The sequence below is a fragment of the Streptomyces synnematoformans genome (genome assembly GCF_039531005.1).
Lineage (GTDB): Bacteria > Actinomycetota > Actinomycetes > Streptomycetales > Streptomycetaceae > Streptomyces > Streptomyces synnematoformans.
Genome location: NZ_BAAAPF010000124.1, coordinates 1 through 19186 on the forward strand (window position 1 = coordinate 1; position 19186 = coordinate 19186).

Consider the following 19186-nt stretch of genomic DNA (forward strand, 5'->3'; position numbering starts at 1 on the left):
CCCCGCACGGCGGGCGGCTGGCCGCCGGGGCCGGCCGGGGGCGTGTCGAGGGTGGTCGCGGTCATCCGGGGCCGCTCAATTCTGCATCTGCTGCTGGGCCTCGGTCAGCCGCTCCCGGACCGACTCCGTCGTCACCTCGTCGCCGGCGGCGGCGTCCGCGAACAGCTCCTTCATCGCGTCGCCGACGAGGGTCTCGAACTGCGCCTCGTCCGGCACCTGCGGCAGCGGCGCGGAGGTGGTGGAGAGCACCTCGCGCAGCACGGTCAGGTCGGTGGTGCTGAACGCCTCGTCCTGCTGCGCCTCCTTGACCGGCGGGATGGAGCCGTAGGTCGCGTTGAGGATCTTCTGCTCCTCGGTGGAGGTCATGAACTTCACGAAGTCGACGGCGCCGTCGAGGTTGTCGCTGTTCTTGAAGACGGCGATGTTGATGCCGGCGACCATGGAGTTGACGTTCCGGCCCTCCGGCGGGTTCTCGCTCTGCATCGGCACCGGCGCCACGCCGTACTCCTCGGGCTTCATGCCGTGCGCCTTGAGCGAGCTGCCGGCGGCCTGCCACAGCAGCATCCCGGCCTTGCCGGTGGCGAAGTCCTTGACCGACTGGTTCTGCGCGTACTCGGCGTTGCCGACGGCGGCGATCCTGTCGTTGGCGAGGAAGTCGACGTACTGCTTGACGGCCGCGACCGCCTCGGGGGTGTTGAACGTGGGGTTGCCCTCGGCGTCGAAGAAGTCCGCGCCGTGCTGCTTGCCGAAGACGAAGGCGTGGTGCGAGTTCTCCACCGGGTTGCCGCCCTCGACGGCGACGCCGTACGTGCCGTCCCCCGTCAGCCTCTTGCCGATCTCCACGAAGTCGTCCCAGGTGGCGGGGGGTTCCTCGATGCCGGCCTCGGCGAACATCGCCTTGTTGTAGTAGAGGGCGTAGGAGAGGGAGTACAGCGGCACGGCCGCCGGGTCCTGGCCCTCGGCGCCCGCGGCGGCCAGCGCCGAGGGGACGAACCGGTCCCGGCCGCCGATCCGGTCCAGGGTCTCGTCGTCCCAGGCGAGCAGCCCGTCGCTGGCCTGGAGGGAGGCGGACCAGGTGTTGCCGATGTTGAGCACGTCGGGGCCCTGCCCGGACGTGGTGGCCGCGAGGATCCGGTCGAGCAGGCTGTCCCAGGGGACGACTTCGAGCTTGACGTCGATGCCCGTCCTCTTCTCGAACTTCTCGATCTCCGGGGTGAGCACCTCCTTGTCGTGCTCCAGGCTGGTGCCCTGGTTGCTCGCCCAGTAGGTCAGCTCGTCGGGCTTGTCGTTGCCGCCCTCCGAGCCGGTCGAGCTGCCGCCGCCGCAGGCGGCGGTCAGGCCGAGTGCGGTGGCGAGTGCGGCGGTCGCCGCCAGACGGATTCTGCGCATGGTCGTGTGGCCCCTCTCCGGGCGCATGACTTAAGGCTGTGAACGCGGCTCGCGCTTATTTTAGAGCGTGAGTTAAGTAGTGAGAGAAGTCTCCGTCAACCCTTCTCACACGGGTTTCCCGGCACGTATCTTTCCTCCGGGAAGGAGCCACATGGCGAGAAGCAACGGCCGTACCGTGCGCGACCTGCGCCGCAGCAACCGCTCCGCGGTGCTGCGCCACCTGTACTTCGAGGGGCCGCTGAGCCGCCAGGAGCTGGGCCCGGTCACCGGGCTCAGCTCCGGGTCGATCAGCAACGTCGCCGCGGAACTCATCGCCGAGGGGGTGCTGGAGGAGGCGGGCGCGGTCGACTCCGACGGGGGCCGGCCCCGCACCCTGCTGCGGGTGGCGCCGCGCTGCGGGTACATCGCGGGCGTCGACGTCGGCGAAACCCGGGTGCTGGTGGAGCTGTTCGACCTCACCCGCACCGAACTCGCCCGCGCCGAGCGCCCGCTCGCCGACGGCGGCCGGGACGCCGGCGGGGTCGTCGCGCACATCGCCGACGGGCTGGCCGCCGTGCTCGCCGACGCCGGCGTCGCCCCCGGGCGGCTGCTCGGCGTCGGCCTCGGCGTCCCCGGCATCGTCGACCGCGAACCCGCCCGGGGCGGCGCGGTGGTGCACGCCCAGACCATCGGCTGGGACGCCGTGCCGCTGGAGGCGATGCTGCGCACGGCCGCCACCGGCCTCGACGGCGTGCCGTACACGGTGGCCAACGGCGCCAAGACGCTGGGCCAGGCCGAGATGTGGTTCGGCGCCGGCCGGGGCGCGCGCAACGCCGTCATCGCGCTGATCGGCTCCGGCGTCGGCGCCTGCGTCGTCACCGACGGCACCGCCTACGGCGGCTCGTCCAGCGGCGCGGGGGAGTGGGGGCACACCACGATGCAGCTGCGCGGCCGCCGCTGCCGCTGCGGCGCCCGCGGCTGTCTGGAGGCGTACGTCGGCGCGGCGGGGATGCTGGCCCGCTGGCGGGAGGCGGGCGGCGAACCGGTCGCCGCCGACGAGGAGTCGGCGCTCGCCGAACTGGTCGCCGCCGACGACGCCGCGGCCCGCGCGGTGCTGGACGAGACCGCGGAGTACCTCGGCGCCGGCATCGCCGACCTCGTCAACCTCTTCAACCCGGAGCGCATCGTCCTCTCCGGCTGGGCCGGGCTGCTCGCCGGCCCGCGGCTGCTGCCCGCCGTACGCGGGGCCACGGCCACGTACGCGCTGCGTCACCCGGCGGCGCGCGCGGCGATCGAGATGGGCCGGCTCGGCACCGACGCCGTCACCGTCGGCGCCGCGACGCTGCCGCTGAGCCGCTTCCTCGACGCGGGCGGCACGTTGACCCCGTCCGGGGAGGAACCGCGGCGCGGGTCCTCCGGTGTGACCGGCGGATCAGCCGCGGCAGACTCGCTGCGCGGTCGCTCGGCCGCGGAGTGAGCCGCCGGCGGGCGTCGCGCGAGCAGTGGCCGGGTGAGCGGTGGCCGGGTGAGCGGCCGGCCGGACCGGGCGCGGGGAGACGGCCCGCGCGGGGCGCCCGACCGCGGGTTGTCCGCATCCCTTCCGGCCCGTCATTCTCGCGGTGCCCGCGCCAGGCGAGCCCGCGGCGCCTGCGGCAGGTGAACGGCGGCCGGACGGGGGCATCCCCCGGCCGGCCGCCGCCGTGCGGTGCTGGGCGGTGCGTCAGCTCACCGCCGCCTCACCTCAGTCCACCGTCACCTGCACGGCACCGGTCGTCAGATCCCCGGTGTCGTCCGTGACGGTCAGATGGGCGGTGTACGTCCCCTTCCTGCCGTACGTGTGCGCCGCCGTGGCCGCGCCGTCGGCGGTCGCGTTGTCGCCGAACGTCCAGTGGTACGACTCGGCCGTACGCCCCTCAGGAAGCGTCACCGCGCCCTCGAAGGAGACCTCGGCCGGCGCCGTCCCGCTCTCCGGCGAGGCCGTCACCGTCACCTCCGCCGCCGACTCCTTCTCCGCGCCCGGGCCGTTGAAGTGCAGCCAGTCCAGCGCCAGCAGGTCGGGACCCGACGGCGTCCACTCCGGGTTGGTGAAGACCGCGTAGATCTTCTCCACCCCGCCCGGGTCCGCCAGCGGCACCGTCGGCGAGACCACGTTGGCGTAGTCGCCGGTGTTCGGGATCGTCGCCGTGCCGAGCAGCTCGCCGTCGGGCGCGCCGGAGCGGAACTCCACGTCGCCGCCGAGCCCGCCGGAGGAGGCGCCGACCGTGACCGAGTCGACCCCGCTCAGGCTCCCCGGGTCCAGCACGATCCAGTCGCCGTTCTCGATCTCGCCGAGCCGCTTGCCGCCGGAGGAGTCCGCACGGTCCAGCGTCTGCACCCCGCCGTTCGCGCCGCCGGTGCCGTTGTGGTGCTCGGCCTCGCGGAACTTCTGCCGCAGGCTCAGCGAGTCGGAGCCGACCAGGCTCGGCACGCCGTCGGCGCCCTTGTCCTCGTACTGCGCGCTGATGCCGTAGTAGAGGTTCTGGCCGGGGCCGTGGCTGTCACCGGGGTCGGTCGTGAACTCGCCCGCGCAGCCGGTCAGGTTGTCCAGCGGGTGCAGGTGGTCGTCGTGCCCGAGCTGCGTCTGCACGACCACGCGCGAGCAGTCGATCTCACCGTCCTCCGGGTCGCTGACCTCGACCCGGTACGGGACGGTGTCGCCGAAGTCGAACGCCCCGCCGTTCGCCGGCGTGGTGACCGTCACCTCCGGCCGGGTGTTGCCCACGGTGATCTCGTGCACCGCCATCGCGGTGCGCTCCGGCGGGCCCTCGACCGTCAGCCGGGCGTTGAACCGGCCCTTCTCGGTGTACGTGTGCGTCGGGTCGGGGTCGGTGGAGTCGGTGGTGCCGTCCCCGTCGAAGTCCCAGGCGTACGTGATCGGGTCGTCGCCCGGCGAGTGCGAGCCCTCCGAGGAGAACTCCACGGTCAGCGGCGCGGGCCCGGAGTCCGCCGACGCCGTCAGCTTCGCCACCGGCGGCCGGCCCTCGGCCACGTAGTCGATCCGGTAGATGCCGGCGTTGTCGTTGCTGCCGCCGCGGCCGGTGCCGCTGCCCTCGCCGAAGTCGATGACGTAGAGCGAGCCGTCCGGGCCGAAGTGCGCCTCGAAGGGCTGGATCCAGTCCATGTCGTCGAAGATGCCGTTGATCGAGTGCAGGTCGCCCTTCCGGGCGGGCTCGAACCTCGGGTCCTCGAACTCCTGGTCCTTCTCCTGGAACGAGAAGGTCTTGAACCACTTGCGGGTCAGCTCGTACGTGAGCCACTTCCCCTCGAAGTACTCGGGGAACTTGTACGGGCTGTCGTTCTTCGGGTCGTAGTCGTAGACCGGGCCGCTCATGGGCCCGCCGCCGCCGGTGCCCAGCTCGGGGAACTCCGCCGAGGCCGAGTACGCGTACCAGACCGTGGCGGGCTGCGCGGGCGGCAGCTCCGTCTTGCCGGTGTTGTTCGGCGAGTCGTTCACCGGAGCGGAGCAGTCGAACTTCTCCCCGGAGGTGCCGGTCGCGAAGTCGTAGTCGTTGAAGGGCGTGTTGTCGCCGATGCAGTACGGCCAGCCCTGGTTGCTCGCCTCCGTGATCCGGTTGTACTCCACCGTCCCCTCCGGCCCGCGGTCCGGGTCCGCGCCGCGCGCGTCCGGGCCGTAGTCCGCGACCAGCAGGGCGCCGGAGAGCGGGTCGGTGGTGATGCGGAACGGGTTGCGGAAGCCCATCGCGTAGATCTCCGGACGGGTCTTCGCCTCGCCCTTCCGGAAGAGGTTGCCCTTCGGGACGGTGTAGCCGCCGCTCTTCGTGGGCTTCACCCGCAGCACCTTGCCGCGCAGGTCGTTGGTGTTGCCGGAGGTGCCCTGGGCGTCCCAGGCGCGGCGGCCGTCCCGCTCGTCGATCGGCGTGTAGCCGCTCGACTCGAACGGGTCGGTGTTGTCGCCGGTGGCGACGTACAGGTTGCCCTTGGTGTCGAAGGTGATCGAGCCGGCCATGTGCACGTTGGCCCGGCCCTCGCCGCGCCAGGTGGGGATGGTCAGCAGCACCTTCTGCGACGCCGGGTCGGCGACGTCCCCCTTCATGGTGAAGCGGGACAGGTTGAGGTGGTTCTCCTCCTTGTCGGAGTGCAGGAGGTAGACCCAGTTGTTCTTCGCGAAGCGCGGATCGAGGGTGAGCCCGAGGAGACCGTCCGACTGGCTGGTCATCTCGGGGGTGTAGTCGAAGTCCAGGGCGGTGGTGACGTTCAGCGTCTCCTGGTCGACGACCTTCAGCTCACCGGTGCGCTGGGCGTAGAACACCCGCCGGTCGGGGGCGACGGCCAGCTCGAACGGGTCGGCGAGGTCGTCGGAGACCAGCGCGGTGCGCTGGAAGTTGCCGGTCTGGGTGGCGGAGCAGTCGCCGGGCGCCGCGCCCGCGGCCCACCGGATGCCGCCGAGCAGGTGCTTGAGGAACAGCGGCTCGTCGAAGGAGGACGCGTCGTGGCCCCCGGCGGTGAACCACGACCTGCCGCCGTCGTACTTCTGGCACCACGAGTACGGGTGGTCGACGCCCTCGTCCAGGCCGGTGACGCCGTCGCGGACCTTGATCTGCGCGAGGGTGTGCACCTTGCCGGTCGGGTTGGCGCGCCAGTTGTACCACTCCTCGTGCCGCTCCCACAGCTGCGGCAGGCCCCTGGTGGAGGGGTGGTCGTCGTCCAGCACCTTGATCCGGCCGGTCTGCGGCGCGGGGTGCTTGTCGAAGATGGCGCCGACCAGGCCCTCGTACCAGTCCCAGTCGCGCTCGCTGGCCGAGGCCGCGTGCAGGCCGAGCCAGCCGCCGCCCCCCTGGATGTACGACTGGAGCGCGGCCCGCTGGTCCGCGTCGAGCAGGTCGCCGCTCTCCGGGGTGGAGTTGGTGTTGTTGAAGACGACCGCCTCGTAGTTCGCGAGGTTCTCGTCGGTGAACGCGGCGGCGTCGTCGGTCGCGTCGACCTCGAACCCGTGCGTCTCGCCGAGTTCCTGGACGGCCTCGATTCCCGCGGGGATGGAGTCGTGGTAGAAGTTCGTGACCTTGGAGAAGACCAGGACCCGGAAGTCGGCCTCCTCGTCCTGCGGGGCGGCCGTGGCCGAGGCCGTGCCCAGGAGCAGCGCGAGCAGCGCGGCCAGGACGGCGACGGGCGACAGGGGTGGTCTGGCTAGGCGTCTCATAGTGCTCCCGGTTGTACGCGGACACGGGCGGCGTCGAGGGGCGGCCCGCTTGCCAGGCGTGTAGAAAGCGCTTGCTGACGGTGCCTTGTCAAAGTAAGCCCTTACTAACGGGTGGTCAACGGTCGTGCGCGGACCGGCGTTCGACGGCTTCCCGGATGCCGGAGGGGCGGCCGGCCCGCGCGGGCCCCGCCCCGGAGGCGTGCGCGGCGCCACCGGTCACCGGTTCGGTTTGTTGCGGTTTGGCCGACACTGGCCGATCGGCGTAGGAACGGTATCCTCACGGGATGGGCGAGGACCTGAGCGCGGCTGCGGCCAGGGGCTGGGCGGTGCGCTGGGAGCTTCAGCGGGAGCAGCGGGAGACCGGCCGCGAGGAGCGCTTCACCGTCGTCGGCGACCTGCTGGAGCGGGTCACCGTCGGCCACGACCGCCCCGCCGCCCTCGACCTCGGGTGCGGTACGGGCTCGCTGGCCGCCCGGCTCAAGCGGCGGATGCCCGCCCTCGACGTCGTCGCCGTGGACGCGGACCCCGTCCTGCTCGGCCTCGGCCGCCGCATGCACGGCACCCGGGTCCGCTTCGTCGACGCGGTGATCGGCGGCCTCGGCTGGGCCGACGCCCTCGACCTCGAACGCCCCCTGGACGCCGCAGTGTCGGCCACGATGCTGCACCGCCTGCCCGAGCGCGTGCTGCTGGAGGTCTACGGCCGGCTGCACGCCCTGCTCCGCCCCGGCGGGCTGCTCGTCAACGCGGGCCGGCTGCGCCAGGACGACGCGGCCGTCGCGGAGCTGGCCGGCGAGGTCGGCAGGCGGCTGGCGGAGCGGCGGCGGATGCCGGGCGGCGAGGACCGGTCGTCGTGGTGGGAGGCGGCGTCCGCCGCGCCGGAGCTGGCGCGGCTCTTCGCCGAGCGGCGCCGCCGCGGGCCGGCACCCGGCGGGGAGAACGGCCTGAGCCTGGCGCGCCATGTGGACCTGCTGGAGAAGGCGGGCTTCGAGGCGGTCGGCACGGTGTGGCAGTGCGGGAACAGCTGCGTGCTGGTGGCGGTCAGGGGCGGCTGAGGCCGGCCTCCCGGGGCCCGGCCGCGGCCGGGCGGCGCGTCCCCGAGCGTCGGCGGCTCAGGCCGCGGCGGCCGGCAGGCCGGCGCGTACCTTGGGCCGCGGCGCGACCACCGCGCCGGTCGGCAGGAGTTCCCCGGTGTCGTCGAAGACGATCGTGCCGTTGCACAGCAGGCTCCAGCCCTGCTCGGGGTGGAAGGCCACGGTCTGCGCCGCGTCGCGGTCAGGGCGGTCGGCGGCGGGGCACTCGGGCCGGTGGGAGCACATCGGACACCTCTCGGTCGGGAAGCGGCGGCCCGCGCGGGGCCGCCGGTGGCGGTGTTGTGCCGTCTGGTGAAGGAGACCCGGCGGGCGCCGGAAACTCATCGCCGCATTCAGGAGAACACCGCGGGGCCCCGCCCCGGTCGGCGCGGGGTCACAGTCCCGTCTCAGTGTGCGGTGCCGCGCGTTCCGCCCCGCCGGTGCGGGTCCGGGCCCGCCGTGCCGCAAGCCCCTCGCCGCACCGGCGGGCCATGGCGCCGGCGGCCGCGCTCGTCAGGAGGCCCCGCGGGGGTGCACCTTGAAGACCCAGACGTGCCGGCCGGCCCTGCGGGCCGCCGCGGGCACCTCGACGACCAGCGCCCCGTTCTCGACGCTCCAGTGCAGCGGCCGGTCGTGGCCGAGCATCGTGATCCGGTCGCCGGACCGGACGGGCACCGGCGCCTCGACGATCAGCCGGGACGAGGGCGCGGCGAGCGAGTGGATGTAGAAGGCGTCGTGCTTGACGGTGAAGCGCAGGTCCTCGCCGAGCTGCGCCATGCGGGACCAGTAGGTGGTGCCGTAGATCGCCTCGCCGTTGACGCGCAGCCACGCGCCGGTCTCGCGCAGCCGGCGCTCCATGACCTCCGGGATGGTCCCGTCGGCCCGCGGGCCGATGTCCAGGAGGAAGTTGCCGTTCTTGCTGACGATGTCGACGAGGCTGTGCACGACCTCCTCGGTGGTCATGTACGCGTTGTCGGGTGTCTGGGCGTTGTAGCCGTAGGAGAACGGGTCGAGGCCCCGGCTGGCCTCCCACTTGGCGACGACGGTGTTCTCGTACACCTCGTACTCCGGCGTGGTGAAGTCGTGCGGCCCGATGCCGGAGCGGTTGTTGACCGTCACCTCGATCGGCCGCGGCCGGTTCTTGGCGTGGTTGAAGTACTCGGCGAGCACCCGGTGGCTGTCGTTGTCGCCGCCGATGTCGCACCACATGATCTCGGTGTCGTAGTCGTGGATCAGCTCCAGCATCTGCTTCGCCTGGTAGTCGCGGACGTAGTCCCTGCCCGCCGTGTAGCCGGTGTACGGCACGGGCTCCAGCGTGTACGGGTTGCGCGGGGCGTGGCCGTACCAGGGGTTGTCCGGGTTGAACCACTCCGGCATCGAGAAGTACAGCCCGCGGTGCAGGTCGGGGGTGTACCTGCGGGACGCGTCGAAGAGTTCCCGGACGAGGTCGCGGCGGGGGCCCATCGCGACGGAGTTGCGGGTGGAGAGACTGGTGTCCCACAGCGCGAAGCCCTCGTGGTGCTTGGACGTCAGCACGTGGTACTGCGCGCCCGCGTCCCGGAACAGCTCCACCCAGGCGCGCGGGTCGAAGCGCTCGGCCCGGAACATCGGGATGAAGTCGTCGTACGCGAAGTCCTCGCCGTACACCTCCCGGTGGTGCGCGTGCGTCGGGTTGTCCGGCTGGTTCATCTGCTGCCAGTACCACTCCGCGTACTGCCTGCCGACCGGCGCCCAGGCGGGCACCGAGTACAGGCCCCAGTGGATGAAGATCCCGAACTTCGCGTCGTGGAACCAGTACGGCGCCCGGTGGCTGCTCAGCGAGGCGTCGGTCGGCTCGTAGTCGGGCATGCCGAGGGTCAGCGGGCGGGTGACCTCGGCGGCCGTGCCGCCGCGCCCCGCGGCGACGACGCGGCCCTCCGCCACGGTGCCCGGCGCCACGCCCCCGCGGTTGCGGATGCCCACCGCGACCCGGGCCTGCTCGCCGGGGCCGAGGCGCGGCACGGAGACCGGCGCCACCGTGCGGGCGCCCTCGGCGTCGACGGTGACTTCGAGGCGGTCGCGGGCGGAGATCCACACGGTGCCGGCGTTGAGCAGCGTGGCCTCCACGGACTGCGCGCCGGAACGCTCCAGGGCGGAGGTCGTGGAACGGGCGTTGCGCAGCGCGACGGCGCGCCCCTCGGCGACGGGCTGCAGCGAGAGCGCGAAGATGTGCAGCGCCGTCTTCTCCGCCTCGGCCGGGTTGGTGACCGGCAGGGTGAGCGCGACCGCCTCGCGCGCCGGGTCCAGGGCGAGTTCGACGGCGGCGATGGAGACCCGGTGCTCGTCCCTGGTGCCGTCGGGGCGGTAGCGGTACGGGGCGCCGAGCGAGCCGCCGCCGGAGTACCAGTCGGGGGCGGCGAGGCCGGCGGAGCCGGTGCCGCCGTCGGCGTAGTGCACGGTGACCGCGCCGGAGGCGCTGCCGTAGGAGGAGGACGCGAGGAACAGCGCGCTCAGGTAGTGGCCCGGGGGGAGCGCGACGCGCTGCCCCATGGCGACGACGTTGTTGGGCTCCCCGGCGCCGGCGCCGGGGAAGTCGAAGGGGAAGCCGTCGACCTCCACGGGCCCGGCGGGCAGTTCCTCGCCGGGGTAGGTGTAGCCGCTGCCGTCGAAGTCGCCGCCGCGGGTACCGGCGGTGTCGACGCCGTCGTTGTCGAAGAGCCCGGTCAGCGGCACCGGTACGGGGTCGGGGACCCGGCCCCAGCCGCCGGCGGTCCCGGTGCCGTCCGCGGCCCCGGCCGGGTCCGGCGGCGCGGCGCCGGCGGCGGAGGGCGCCATCCCCATCCCCAGCGCGGAGCCCGCCGCGGCCCCGGCGCCGATCCCGAGCACGTGCCGTCGTGCAAACCCGTTCATCCGGGCCTCCCTTGAGGATCTCGCTGATCCATCCGATGTCTGAGGGGATTTTCAGGCAGCCAAGCGCTTGGTGAGGATGGAAAGTAGAGATTCATCGGATGAACGTCAAGCCCCGGCGTATCCGCACGACGACATGCACAACGGGCGGGGCCCGGCGGCGCGAACGCCACCGGGCCCCGGTCGTCTTCCACTTCCGCGGTCCCCGAGCGCCGGGCACCGCGGGACGTACGTCAGCGCACGCCGGTCGGCTGCGGCTCCCGCTCCTCGCCGGCGGTCGGCGGCACGGGGGCCGCGGCGAGGTGCCGCTGCAGCTTCTCGCCCTCGATGTCGACGTTCGGCAGGATCTTGTCCAGCCACTTCGGCAGCCACCAGGCGGAGTGGCCCAGCAGGGCCAGCACCGCCGGAACGATGGTCATGCGGACGACGAAGGCGTCGAAGAGGACCGCGATGGCCAGGCCGAAGCCCATGGTTTTGATGATGTCCTCGCCGGCGCCGATGAAGCCGGAGAAGACGCTGATCATGATGATCGCGGCGGCGGTGACCACACGTGCGCTGAAGCGGAAGCCGCTGACCACGGCGTCCCCGGGCCCTTCCCCGTGGGCGTACGCCTCGCGCATCCGGCTGACGAGGAAGACCTCGTAGTCCATGGCGAGGCCGAAGATCACGCCGATCAGGAAGATGGGCATCATCGACACGATGGGGCCGCTCTGCTCCACCCCGAACACCCCGGAGGCCCAGCCCCACTGGAACACCGCGACGACGGCGCCGAGCGCGGCGAGCACCGAGAAGAGGAAGCCGAGCGCCGCCTTGAGCGGCACCAGGATCGAGCGGAACACCAGCATCAGCAGCAGGAAGGCGAGGCCGACGACGATCGCCAGATACGGCACCAGCGCGTCGTCCAGCACCTGCGAGAAGTCGATGTTGGCCGCCGTGGATCCCGTGACGAGCACCTCGGCGCCGGTCTCGCCGGCCTGGTCGTCGGCCAGGTCGCGCAGGTTGAGTACCACGTCCTCGGTCTTCGTGTCGCTCGGGCCGGTGCTCGGCGTCGCCATGATCGTCGCGGTGTCCCCGGCGTCGTTGAACGTTGCGGGGCTGACCGCGACGATGCCGTCCAGCGCCTCGATATCCGTGCGGAGGGATTCGGCCGCCTGCTCGGGGTCGTCCGCACCGGTGAGGTCGGCGGCGACGGTGAGCGGGCCGTTGAAGCCCGCGCCGAAGCCCTCGGACAGCAGGTCGTACGCCTTGCGCTGGGTGGTGTCGGGCGCGTTGCTGCCCTCGTCGGGCAGGCCGAGTTCCATGCTGGCCACCGGCGCGGCCACCGCGCCCAGCCCGACCACGGCGGCCACCAGCACCAGGAGCGGGCGGCGCAGGACCATCCGGGCCCAGCGGGTGCCCATGTTCGGCTTGGCGTGGACGTCCGCGGTCGAGGGGACACCCGTCTCCGGGTTGGCCCTGCGTACCCGGCGGCCGAAGATCCGCTTGCCGAGCATGCCGAGCGTGGCCGGCACCAGGGTGAGGGCGATGAGCACCGCGATGGCGACGGTGACCGCCGCCGTGAGGCCCATCTTGGTGAGGATCGGGATGTTGACGATCGAGAGCCCGCACAGCGCGATGAGCACGGTGAGGCCCGCGAACACCACGGCGGAGCCCGCGGTGCCGACCGCGCGTCCGGCCGCCTCCTCACGGGAGTGGCCGTCGCTCAGCTCGGCGCGGTAGCGGGAGGCGATGAACAGGGCGTAGTCGATGCCGACGGCGAGCCCGATCATGGTGGCCAGGACGGTGGTGGTCTCGGACAGGCCGAAGGTCGCCGCCGTCGCGGTGATTCCCATGATGCCGATCATGAGGCCGATCAGCGCGGTGAGGATCGGCAGCCCGGCGGCCAGCATCGAGCCGAAGGTGACGAAGAGCACGACCAGGGCGATGCCGACACCGATGATCTCGCCGTTTCCGAGGTCGGCCTCGGGCACGGTGGCGTCACCGCCGGACTCGACGGTCAGGCCGGCGTCGCGGCCGGTCTCCATCGCCTCTTCGATGCCGTCCTGGGTGTCCGTGGTGATCTCGGGCGCCGGGACCTTGTAGTCGACGGTGGCGTACGCGGTGGTGCCGTCCTCGCTGACCGCGGCGTTGCCGTCGAACGGGTCGGCGACCGACTCCGCCTGGCCGCCGCTCAGCCGGTCGAGGACACCCTCGACGGCGTCACGGTTCTCGGTTGCGGTGATCTTCTGGCCATCGGGCGCCTGGAAGACGATACGGGCCTGTGCGCCGTCGGCGGCCGAGCCCGGGAAGCGCTCCTCAAGGAGATCGAAGGCCTGCTGGGACTCGGTGCCCGGGAGCGCGAACTCATCCGCCGGGGCTTCACCTGCGGAGGACGCGGCGAACCCGGCGAGACCGAGCAGTAGCACCCATATCAGGGCGACATATCGGCGGCGCCGGAAGGAAAGCCGGCCGAGTTTGTAGAGGTAGGTGGCCACGAGCAGGTGTCTCCTGATCTCGACGGTGGGTTGTGTGGGACCAGCCCGACGACGAGAGCGGCGTGCGCCAGGTGGAGCTGTGTTCGGTTGTGTAGGAGCCGGCAGGTCAGTTCAGACGCAGGGCGGGGAGGATCACTGCGTCGACATAGCGGACGAGGTAGTCACTGCTTACCTGTGCGTCGTCGATGAGCGGCCGGACCAGGCAGGCGCCCAGCATCATGTGCGGGACGAACGCCGCGGCGGGGATGTCCGCAGCCAGCTCGCCGCGCCTGACGGCGCGGTCGATCAGGCCGTGGAAGGCCGCCAGTTCCGGTTCGATCATCACGTGCCGCAGGGCCTGCCGCAGCTCCTCGTTCGACTGCTGGGCGAATGCGACCGCGCGGAGCAGAGCCGTGTCCTTCTCCGCGCTTTGGCACGCGCCCTCGGCGAACTGCACGAGATCTCCGCGCAGCGAGCCGGTGTCGATCCCGGCCGCCCTCACCGGCTTGCTGTGCCGGAGCGCCGTGGCGACCAAGTGCGGCTTGGAGCGCCACTGGCGGTAGAGGGTGGCCTTGCTCGACCGGGTACGGGCCGCGACCGCGTCCATGGTGAGGGCCTCGTAGCCGACCTCGCGCAGATGGTCGAGCACGGCTTCGAACAGCTCGTGCTCGCGCTCGGCGCTCAGCCGGCTGCGGCGCCCGGTGGTGCCGGCGTCCTGCACGACCATCGGGCCCCCTCCCAGTCAGCGGAACGAAACGGTTTCGTACACCGAGAAAAATGATAGCCGCTGTCAGAACGCGTTCGCGCCAATCGGGGTGTGCTTTGCGTCACTCGGTGAAGACGATCCAGACCGGTCCGGGCGCGAAGCGGATCCGCTCGCCGTCCGCGCCGGTGAACTCCGTCCCGTCGCCGGCCGACCCGCGCTCCCAGCTCGCCGGGTACGACCGGCCGCCGCGCAGCACCTCCGCCTTCCCGGAGCCGACGGTCTCGGTGAAGGGGGAGACGTTGCCCGAGCGGTCGGCGAAGCGGGAGCCGCGGATCGTCACGTGCTGGACGACGACGGTCGCCGCCGACAGCCGCCCGCCGTCCGCCGTGGCGGCCGGGCTGCCGTCGAACGAGACCAGCCAGCGCTTCGCGGCGGCGTCCCAGGTGAAGCCGAAGCTCGCGGCCGGGTAGCGCACGGTGCGCTCCGCGGTGGCCTCGCCCCCCGCCGGCGCCCGGCCGAAGCGGAAGCCGACGTCCCGCGGCTGGTCCGCGTCGGGCGCCGCGGCCAGCGCCTTCTCCGGCCGTAGGAAGAGGTTGTGCGGCGCGGGACGCGCGGGGTCGCGCAGATACGCCTCGCCCGCCTCGCCCGGCGGCACGGGGAACAGGGGTGCGTCGTCGACGAGGGGGAGCAGCTTGGACTGCGCACCGGAGAAGGCGAACGCGGGCCTGCCGAACTGCTCCAGCAGTTCGAGGTCGGACTCACGGGCGCTGCGCACCGGGCCGACCCGCCCCGGCTCGTGCGCGGCGTACACCGCGAGCAGCCGGCTGAGCCCGGCCTCCACCCGTTCGACGTACACGATGTCCGCCCGCTCCAGCCCCGTCTGCGGGCGCGCCGGCGCGGCGTTGTCGACCTTCACGCCGAGCACCGGCCCGCTCCGTCCCGCCATCCCGGTGAACGGCGAGACGGCCCCGGTCTCCCCGCCGGGTTCCCGGGTGTCCTCCGAGGGGTCGGTGCACCCGCCTGCGAGCAGGGCCGGCAGCAGCAGGAGCGCGGCCGGCAGGGCCGCCGGCGCACGCAGGAGGCGGGGTATACGGCTGGCGCCCATGGCGCTCCCTCCGCGGCGTCATGCCCGTTCTATTGTGCTCTGATGTGATTCTAGGGTCGGGGGGCGAGGCCGGATAACGGCAGGCGTACGCGGCTTCGAGTCGTTACCCTGTGGAAACGGACAACCTCGCCCACGGGGAAGGACCGACACCCTCGGACCGTCCGCGAGCACAGCCGGCGCCACCGCGTCCGAACTGCCCATTCGAACAGCCCGGGGTGTCCGCCGACACCCGCCGCCCAGGCAGGGCTGACCAGTTCACGTGACCCGGAGGAGTGCACGGTGACGACAGAAGCCGCAGCAGAACAGCACACACAGCCCGCCGCCCCGCGGACGCCCGCGCGCCCGGACGCGGCCGCGGAGCCGCTGAGCAGCCTGGACGTGTGGGCGCGCTCGGCCCCCATCCGGCTCGCCGGATACGAGGACGACCCGGCCGACACCGCCGAGCTGCACATCCTGCGCGGCATCGACTGACCCGCCGGCCGGGCGCCCGCGCCCACACCGCCCGCCACCGCTAGCCGACGAACGTGCGGACCGCGGCCTTCAGGTCCGCCAGCCCCTTCTTGGCGTCGGTGAAGAACATCCCGGTGTTCTCCGCGGTGTACAGCTCGTTGTCGATGCCCGCGTACCCGTGGCCCATCGACCGCTTGATCACCACCACGCTCTTGGCCCGGTCCACGTCCAGGATCGGCATGCCCGAGATCGCGTTGCCCGGCCGCCGCGCGGCCGGGTTGGTCACGTCGTTGGCGCCGATCACCAGCGCCACGTCCGCCTGCGGGAACTCGGGGTTCGCCTCCTCCATCTCCTTCAGCTGCGGATACGGCACGTTGGCCTCGGCCAGCAGCACGTTCATGTGCCCCGGCATCCGGCCGGCCACCGGGTGGATCGCGTACGTGACCGTCACCCCGTGCTCCTGGAGCAGGTCCGCCAGCTCGCCCAGCTCGTGCTGCGCCTGCGCGGCGGCCAGCCCGTACCCCGGCACGATGACGACCTTGCCGGCGTACGCGAGCTGGATCGCCACGTCGTCGGCGGAGACCGGGCGTACATGCACGTCCCCGTCCGAGCCTCCGGCCGCCGCGTCGTCGCCGGTACCGAAACCGCCCACGATAATGGCCGGAATCGAACGGTTCATCGCGTCGGCCATCAGCTTGGTGAGGATCGTGCCGGAGGCGCCGACGAGCGCGCCGGCGATGATCAGCGCCGGCTCGTTGAGCACGAAGCCGGCCATGCCGACCGCCGTGCCGGTGAAGGCGTTGAGCAGCGAGATGACCACGGGCATGTCCGCGCCGCCGATCGGCAGCACCATCGTGACGCCGAACGCCAGCCCGGCCAGGGCGAGCAGCGTCAGCGCCGCGACGCTGCCCGGCTGCACCACCAGCCAGACGGCCGAGCCGGTGAAGACGACCGCGAGCGCGGCGTTCAGCGCCCGGCTGCCCGGCAGGACGATCGGCCGGCCCGGGACCAGGCCCTGCAGCTTCCCGGCGGCGACCAGGGAGCCGGAGAAGGTGATGGCGCCGATGAGGATGTCGATGCCGCCCGGCACCGTGGTGCGCGCGCCGAGGTCCTCCGGGTGCGCGTGCTGCAGCACCTCGCCGATGGCCAGCAGCGCGGCGGCGCCGCCGCCGACCGCGTTGAACAGGCTCACCAGCTGCGGCATCGCCGTCATCTCGACGGTACGGGCCAGATACAGCCCGGCGCTGGAACCGACGACCACCGCGGAGAGCACCACCAGCCAGCCGGTGGCGGTGATGTCGCCGCGCTCCGCCAGCAGCACCGCGGTCGCCGCGACCGCGACGGCCATGGCGGCGGCCGAGAGGGTGTTGCCGCGGCGGGCGGTGGCCGGGGAGTTCATCAGCCGCAGGCCCAGCACGAAGCAGGCGGCGGCGGCCAGCAGCACGTACCGTACGGCGGTCTCCAGATCGCTCACTTCGCCGCACCTCCCGGGGTGCCGGCCCCGTCGCGCGCGCCGCCCGGCGCCGGGCGGGCGCGGAACATGTGCAGCATCCGGTCGGTGACGACGTACCCGCCGACGACGTTCATCGCGCCGAACGCGACGGCCACGAAGGCCAGCACGTACTCCAGCGGCTCGTCGGCCAGCGAGGTCACCAGCATCGCGCCGATCAGCACGATCCCGTGGATGGAGTTGGCGCCGGACATCAGCGGCGTGTGCAGCGTCGCCGGCACCTTGCTGATCACTTCGAAGCCGACCAGCACGCTCAGCACGAAGATCGTGACGGCGGTGAGCAGGTCGAGGTTCACCGGTTCCCTCCGTTCTGCGGGGCGACCGCGGGGCTGACGACCTCGCCGCCGTGCGCGACGACCACGCCGGCCTGGATCTCGTCGTCCAGGTCGACACGCACCGCCCCGTCGGCCACCAGGTGCGCCAGCAGCGCGCTGAGGTTGCGGGCGTACGCGGTGGAGGCGGCCGTCGCCATCACCGACGGCAGGTTGCCCGCGCCCATCAGCGTCACGCCGCCGGCCAGCACCGCGGTCTTGTCGGGCTCGGACAGCTCCACGTTGCCGCCCAGCTCGCTGGCCGCCATGTCCACCACCACCGAGCCGGGGCGCATCCGCTCCAGCGCCTCGGCGGTGACCATCAGCGGCGGCTTGCGGCCCGGCACCCGGGCGGTGGTGATCAGCACGTCGAAGCGGGGCACCGCCGCCGTCAGCGCGGCGAGCTGCGCCCGCTGCTCCTCCTCGGTGAGCACGCGCGCGTAGCCGCCCTCGCCGGCGGCCGAGGCCACGCCCGGGAGTTCCAGGAACTTCGCGCCCAGCGACTCGATCTCGCTCTGGGCCGCGGGCCGTACGTCGTACGCCGTGACGACCGCGCCCAGCCGCCGGGCGGTGGCGATGGCCTGCAGCCCGGCGACGCCCGCGCCGAGCACGAGAACGGCGGCGGGCTTCGAGGTGCCCGCCGCCGTCGTCAGCATCGGGAAGTACCGGTCGTAGGCGTCGGCGGCGAGCAGCACCGCCTTGTATCCCGCGACGTTGGCCTGGGAGGTCAGCGCGTCCATCGTCTGGGCCCGGCTGAGCGTACGGGGCAGCAGGTCGAGGCTGACGACGGTCACCCCCCGGGCGGCCAGCTCGCCGATGAGGGGGGCCTGACGGAGCGGGTCGAGCATGCCGACGAGCGTCTGGCCGGAGCGCAGCGCGGCGGCTGTCTCGCGGTCGGGCGGCGCGACGCAGAGCACGACGTCGGCGCGGCTGAGCAGCTCGTCGACGCCGACGACCGCGGCCTCGGCGGCCGTGTAGTCGGCGTCGGTGAACCAGGCGCTCGCGCCCGCGCCGGTCTCGACGAGGACGTCGACACCCGACCGGCGCACGCGGGTGACGACTTCGGGGGTGAGGGCGACGCGGCGCTCGTCGGGCGCGCGCTCCCGCAGGACCCCCGCGGTGACGGCTTGGGCTCCCATGCTTCTCGCTCCCTCTTGGGCGAATGCGGGCGACCATCAGGGTGCTGCCCGCGCTGCGCGGTGCGGACACCTCGGGCAGCGGGCGGTGCGGTGCGGTGTGACGCGGTTGACGCGGTGTGACGCGGTGCGGTGGGGGTGCCGGGCGGTGCGGTGGGACCGTGAACGCTATCGGAAAACGGTTCCGCGGGCAGGACCCCCGATGCGGTCGCGGGCGCCGCGCGCGGCCGGGTGGGGCGTCCGATTCGTTCAAGACGCGCCGGGCGCCCGTGCCTAGGGTCGGGGACATGACCGCACGATTCGACGCCATCGGAATGGTGGCCGCCGACATGGCCGCCACCCTCGCCTTCTACCGCCTGCTGGGCCTCGACATCCCGGCCGACGCCGACACGGCGCCGCACGTCGAGGCGTCCCTGCCCGGCGGGCTGCGGCTGCTGTGGGACTCGGAGGAGACCGTCAGGTCCTTCGCGCCCGACTTCGCCCCGCCGGACGGACACGGGCGGATCGGGCTCGCCTTCCGCTGCGACGGCCCGGCCGACGTGGACGCCACGTACGCGATGCTCACCGACGCGGGGTACAAGGGCGCCCTGGCGCCCTGGGACGCGGCGTGGGGCCAGCGCTACGCGCAGGTGCAGGACCCGGACGGCAACGGCGTGGACCTCTTCGCGCCGCTCGGCTGAGCCCGGGCGCGGCGCAGGGTCCGGCCGGGAGGATCTAGAGGAGCGCCGTCAGCGGCACCCCGGCCAGGGCCCGCATCTCGCGCGTCAGGTGCGCCTGGTCCGCGAACCCCGCCAGCGCCGCCGCGGCGGCCGGCGGCGTGCCGGCCCGGGCCAGCGCCAGCGCGCGGTTCATCCGCAGCACGCGGGCCAGCGTCTTCGGCCCGTACCCGAACACCGCCAGGCTGCGCCGGTGCAGCTGCCGCTCGCCGAGCCCCACGGCCCCGGCGACCTCCGCCACCGACCTGCCCGCCGCCGTCCTCCCGCAGCCCGTACCC

At 72.9% G+C, this 19186-nt stretch carries 15 protein-coding genes; 4 read left to right on the forward strand and 11 right to left on the reverse strand.

Going from position 1 to position 19186, the window contains the following annotated elements; translation table 11 throughout:
- Positions 1-75 precede the first annotated feature (75 nt).
- On the reverse strand, positions 76-1389 hold the full coding sequence (locus ABD317_RS18955; RefSeq protein ID WP_344291131.1) for an ABC transporter substrate-binding protein: 1314 nt from the start codon (positions 1387-1389) through the stop codon (positions 76-78).
- 151 nt (positions 1390-1540) lie between these two features.
- Between ABD317_RS18955 and ABD317_RS18960 the strand changes: the two genes are divergently transcribed.
- Positions 1541-2845, forward strand: a complete 1305-nt coding sequence (locus ABD317_RS18960) for an ROK family protein (protein ID WP_344291132.1) — start codon at positions 1541-1543, stop codon at positions 2843-2845.
- Positions 2846-3109: 264 nt separating this feature from the next.
- On the opposite strand, the gene ABD317_RS18965 is transcribed toward ABD317_RS18960, so the two are convergent.
- On the reverse strand, positions 3110-6565 hold the full coding sequence (locus ABD317_RS18965) for a ThuA domain-containing protein (protein WP_344291133.1): 3456 nt from the start codon (positions 6563-6565) through the stop codon (positions 3110-3112).
- Between the two features lie 284 nt (positions 6566-6849).
- Between ABD317_RS18965 and ABD317_RS18970 the strand changes: the two genes are divergently transcribed.
- The gene (locus tag ABD317_RS18970) at positions 6850-7617 is read left to right on the forward strand and encodes a class I SAM-dependent methyltransferase (RefSeq protein ID WP_344291134.1); all 768 of its coding nucleotides are present in this window, start codon (positions 6850-6852) and stop codon (positions 7615-7617) included.
- Between the two features lie 57 nt (positions 7618-7674).
- Here the strand turns inward: ABD317_RS18970 and ABD317_RS18975 are convergent, their stop codons facing one another.
- The 5 genes from ABD317_RS18975 to ABD317_RS18995 form a co-directional block, all read right to left on the reverse strand.
- Positions 7675-7881: a DUF5999 family protein gene (locus ABD317_RS18975; protein WP_344291135.1), complete on the reverse strand. Its 207-nt coding sequence runs from the start codon at positions 7879-7881 to the stop codon at positions 7675-7677.
- Positions 7882-8148: 267 nt separating this feature from the next.
- Complete coding sequence (locus tag ABD317_RS18980) at positions 8149-10524, reverse strand: alpha-L-fucosidase (RefSeq protein ID WP_344291136.1); 2376 nt, start codon at positions 10522-10524, stop codon at positions 8149-8151.
- Positions 10525-10754: 230 nt separating this feature from the next.
- A complete protein-coding gene (locus tag ABD317_RS18985; RefSeq protein WP_344291137.1) occupies positions 10755-12995 on the reverse strand; it encodes an MMPL family transporter in 2241 nt (746 codons plus the stop codon).
- Positions 12996-13101: 106 nt separating this feature from the next.
- Positions 13102-13701: a TetR/AcrR family transcriptional regulator gene (locus ABD317_RS18990; RefSeq protein WP_344291138.1), complete on the reverse strand. Its 600-nt coding sequence runs from the start codon at positions 13699-13701 to the stop codon at positions 13102-13104.
- A 100-nt stretch (positions 13702-13801) separates the two neighbouring features.
- Entirely contained in the window at positions 13802-14785 is a 984-nt protein-coding gene (locus tag ABD317_RS18995) for a DUF3048 domain-containing protein (protein ID WP_344291139.1), read from the reverse strand.
- Positions 14786-15064: 279 nt separating this feature from the next.
- Between ABD317_RS18995 and ABD317_RS19000 the strand changes: the two genes are divergently transcribed.
- Positions 15065-15256: a hypothetical protein gene (locus tag ABD317_RS19000; protein WP_027757314.1), complete on the forward strand. Its 192-nt coding sequence runs from the start codon at positions 15065-15067 to the stop codon at positions 15254-15256.
- 40 nt (positions 15257-15296) lie between these two features.
- Here ABD317_RS19000 and ABD317_RS19005 read toward each other — a convergent pair whose 3' ends face one another.
- Genes ABD317_RS19005 through ABD317_RS19015 form a run of 3 tightly spaced genes read right to left on the reverse strand, consistent with a single transcriptional unit; the run spans position 15297 to position 18195 of the window.
- The gene (locus tag ABD317_RS19005; protein ID WP_344291140.1) at positions 15297-16709 is read right to left on the reverse strand and encodes an NAD(P)(+) transhydrogenase (Re/Si-specific) subunit beta; all 1413 of its coding nucleotides are present in this window, start codon (positions 16707-16709) and stop codon (positions 15297-15299) included.
- Positions 16706-17041: a proton-translocating transhydrogenase family protein gene (locus ABD317_RS19010; protein ID WP_027757316.1), complete on the reverse strand. Its 336-nt coding sequence runs from the start codon at positions 17039-17041 to the stop codon at positions 16706-16708. Before ABD317_RS19010 ends, ABD317_RS19005 begins: the two co-directional genes overlap by 4 nt.
- On the reverse strand, positions 17038-18195 hold the full coding sequence (locus ABD317_RS19015) for an NAD(P) transhydrogenase subunit alpha (RefSeq protein ID WP_344291141.1): 1158 nt from the start codon (positions 18193-18195) through the stop codon (positions 17038-17040). Before ABD317_RS19015 ends, ABD317_RS19010 begins: the two co-directional genes overlap by 4 nt.
- A 284-nt stretch (positions 18196-18479) precedes the next feature.
- Here ABD317_RS19015 and ABD317_RS19020 point away from each other — a divergent pair, with 284 nt between their 5' ends.
- Complete coding sequence (locus tag ABD317_RS19020) at positions 18480-18872, forward strand: VOC family protein (RefSeq protein ID WP_027757318.1); 393 nt, start codon at positions 18480-18482, stop codon at positions 18870-18872.
- A gap of 34 nt (positions 18873-18906) precedes the next feature.
- Here the strand turns inward: ABD317_RS19020 and ABD317_RS19025 are convergent.
- Positions 18907-19186: helix-turn-helix domain-containing protein (locus ABD317_RS19025; RefSeq protein WP_344291142.1), on the reverse strand; the 280-nt coding region annotated here is incomplete at its 5' end.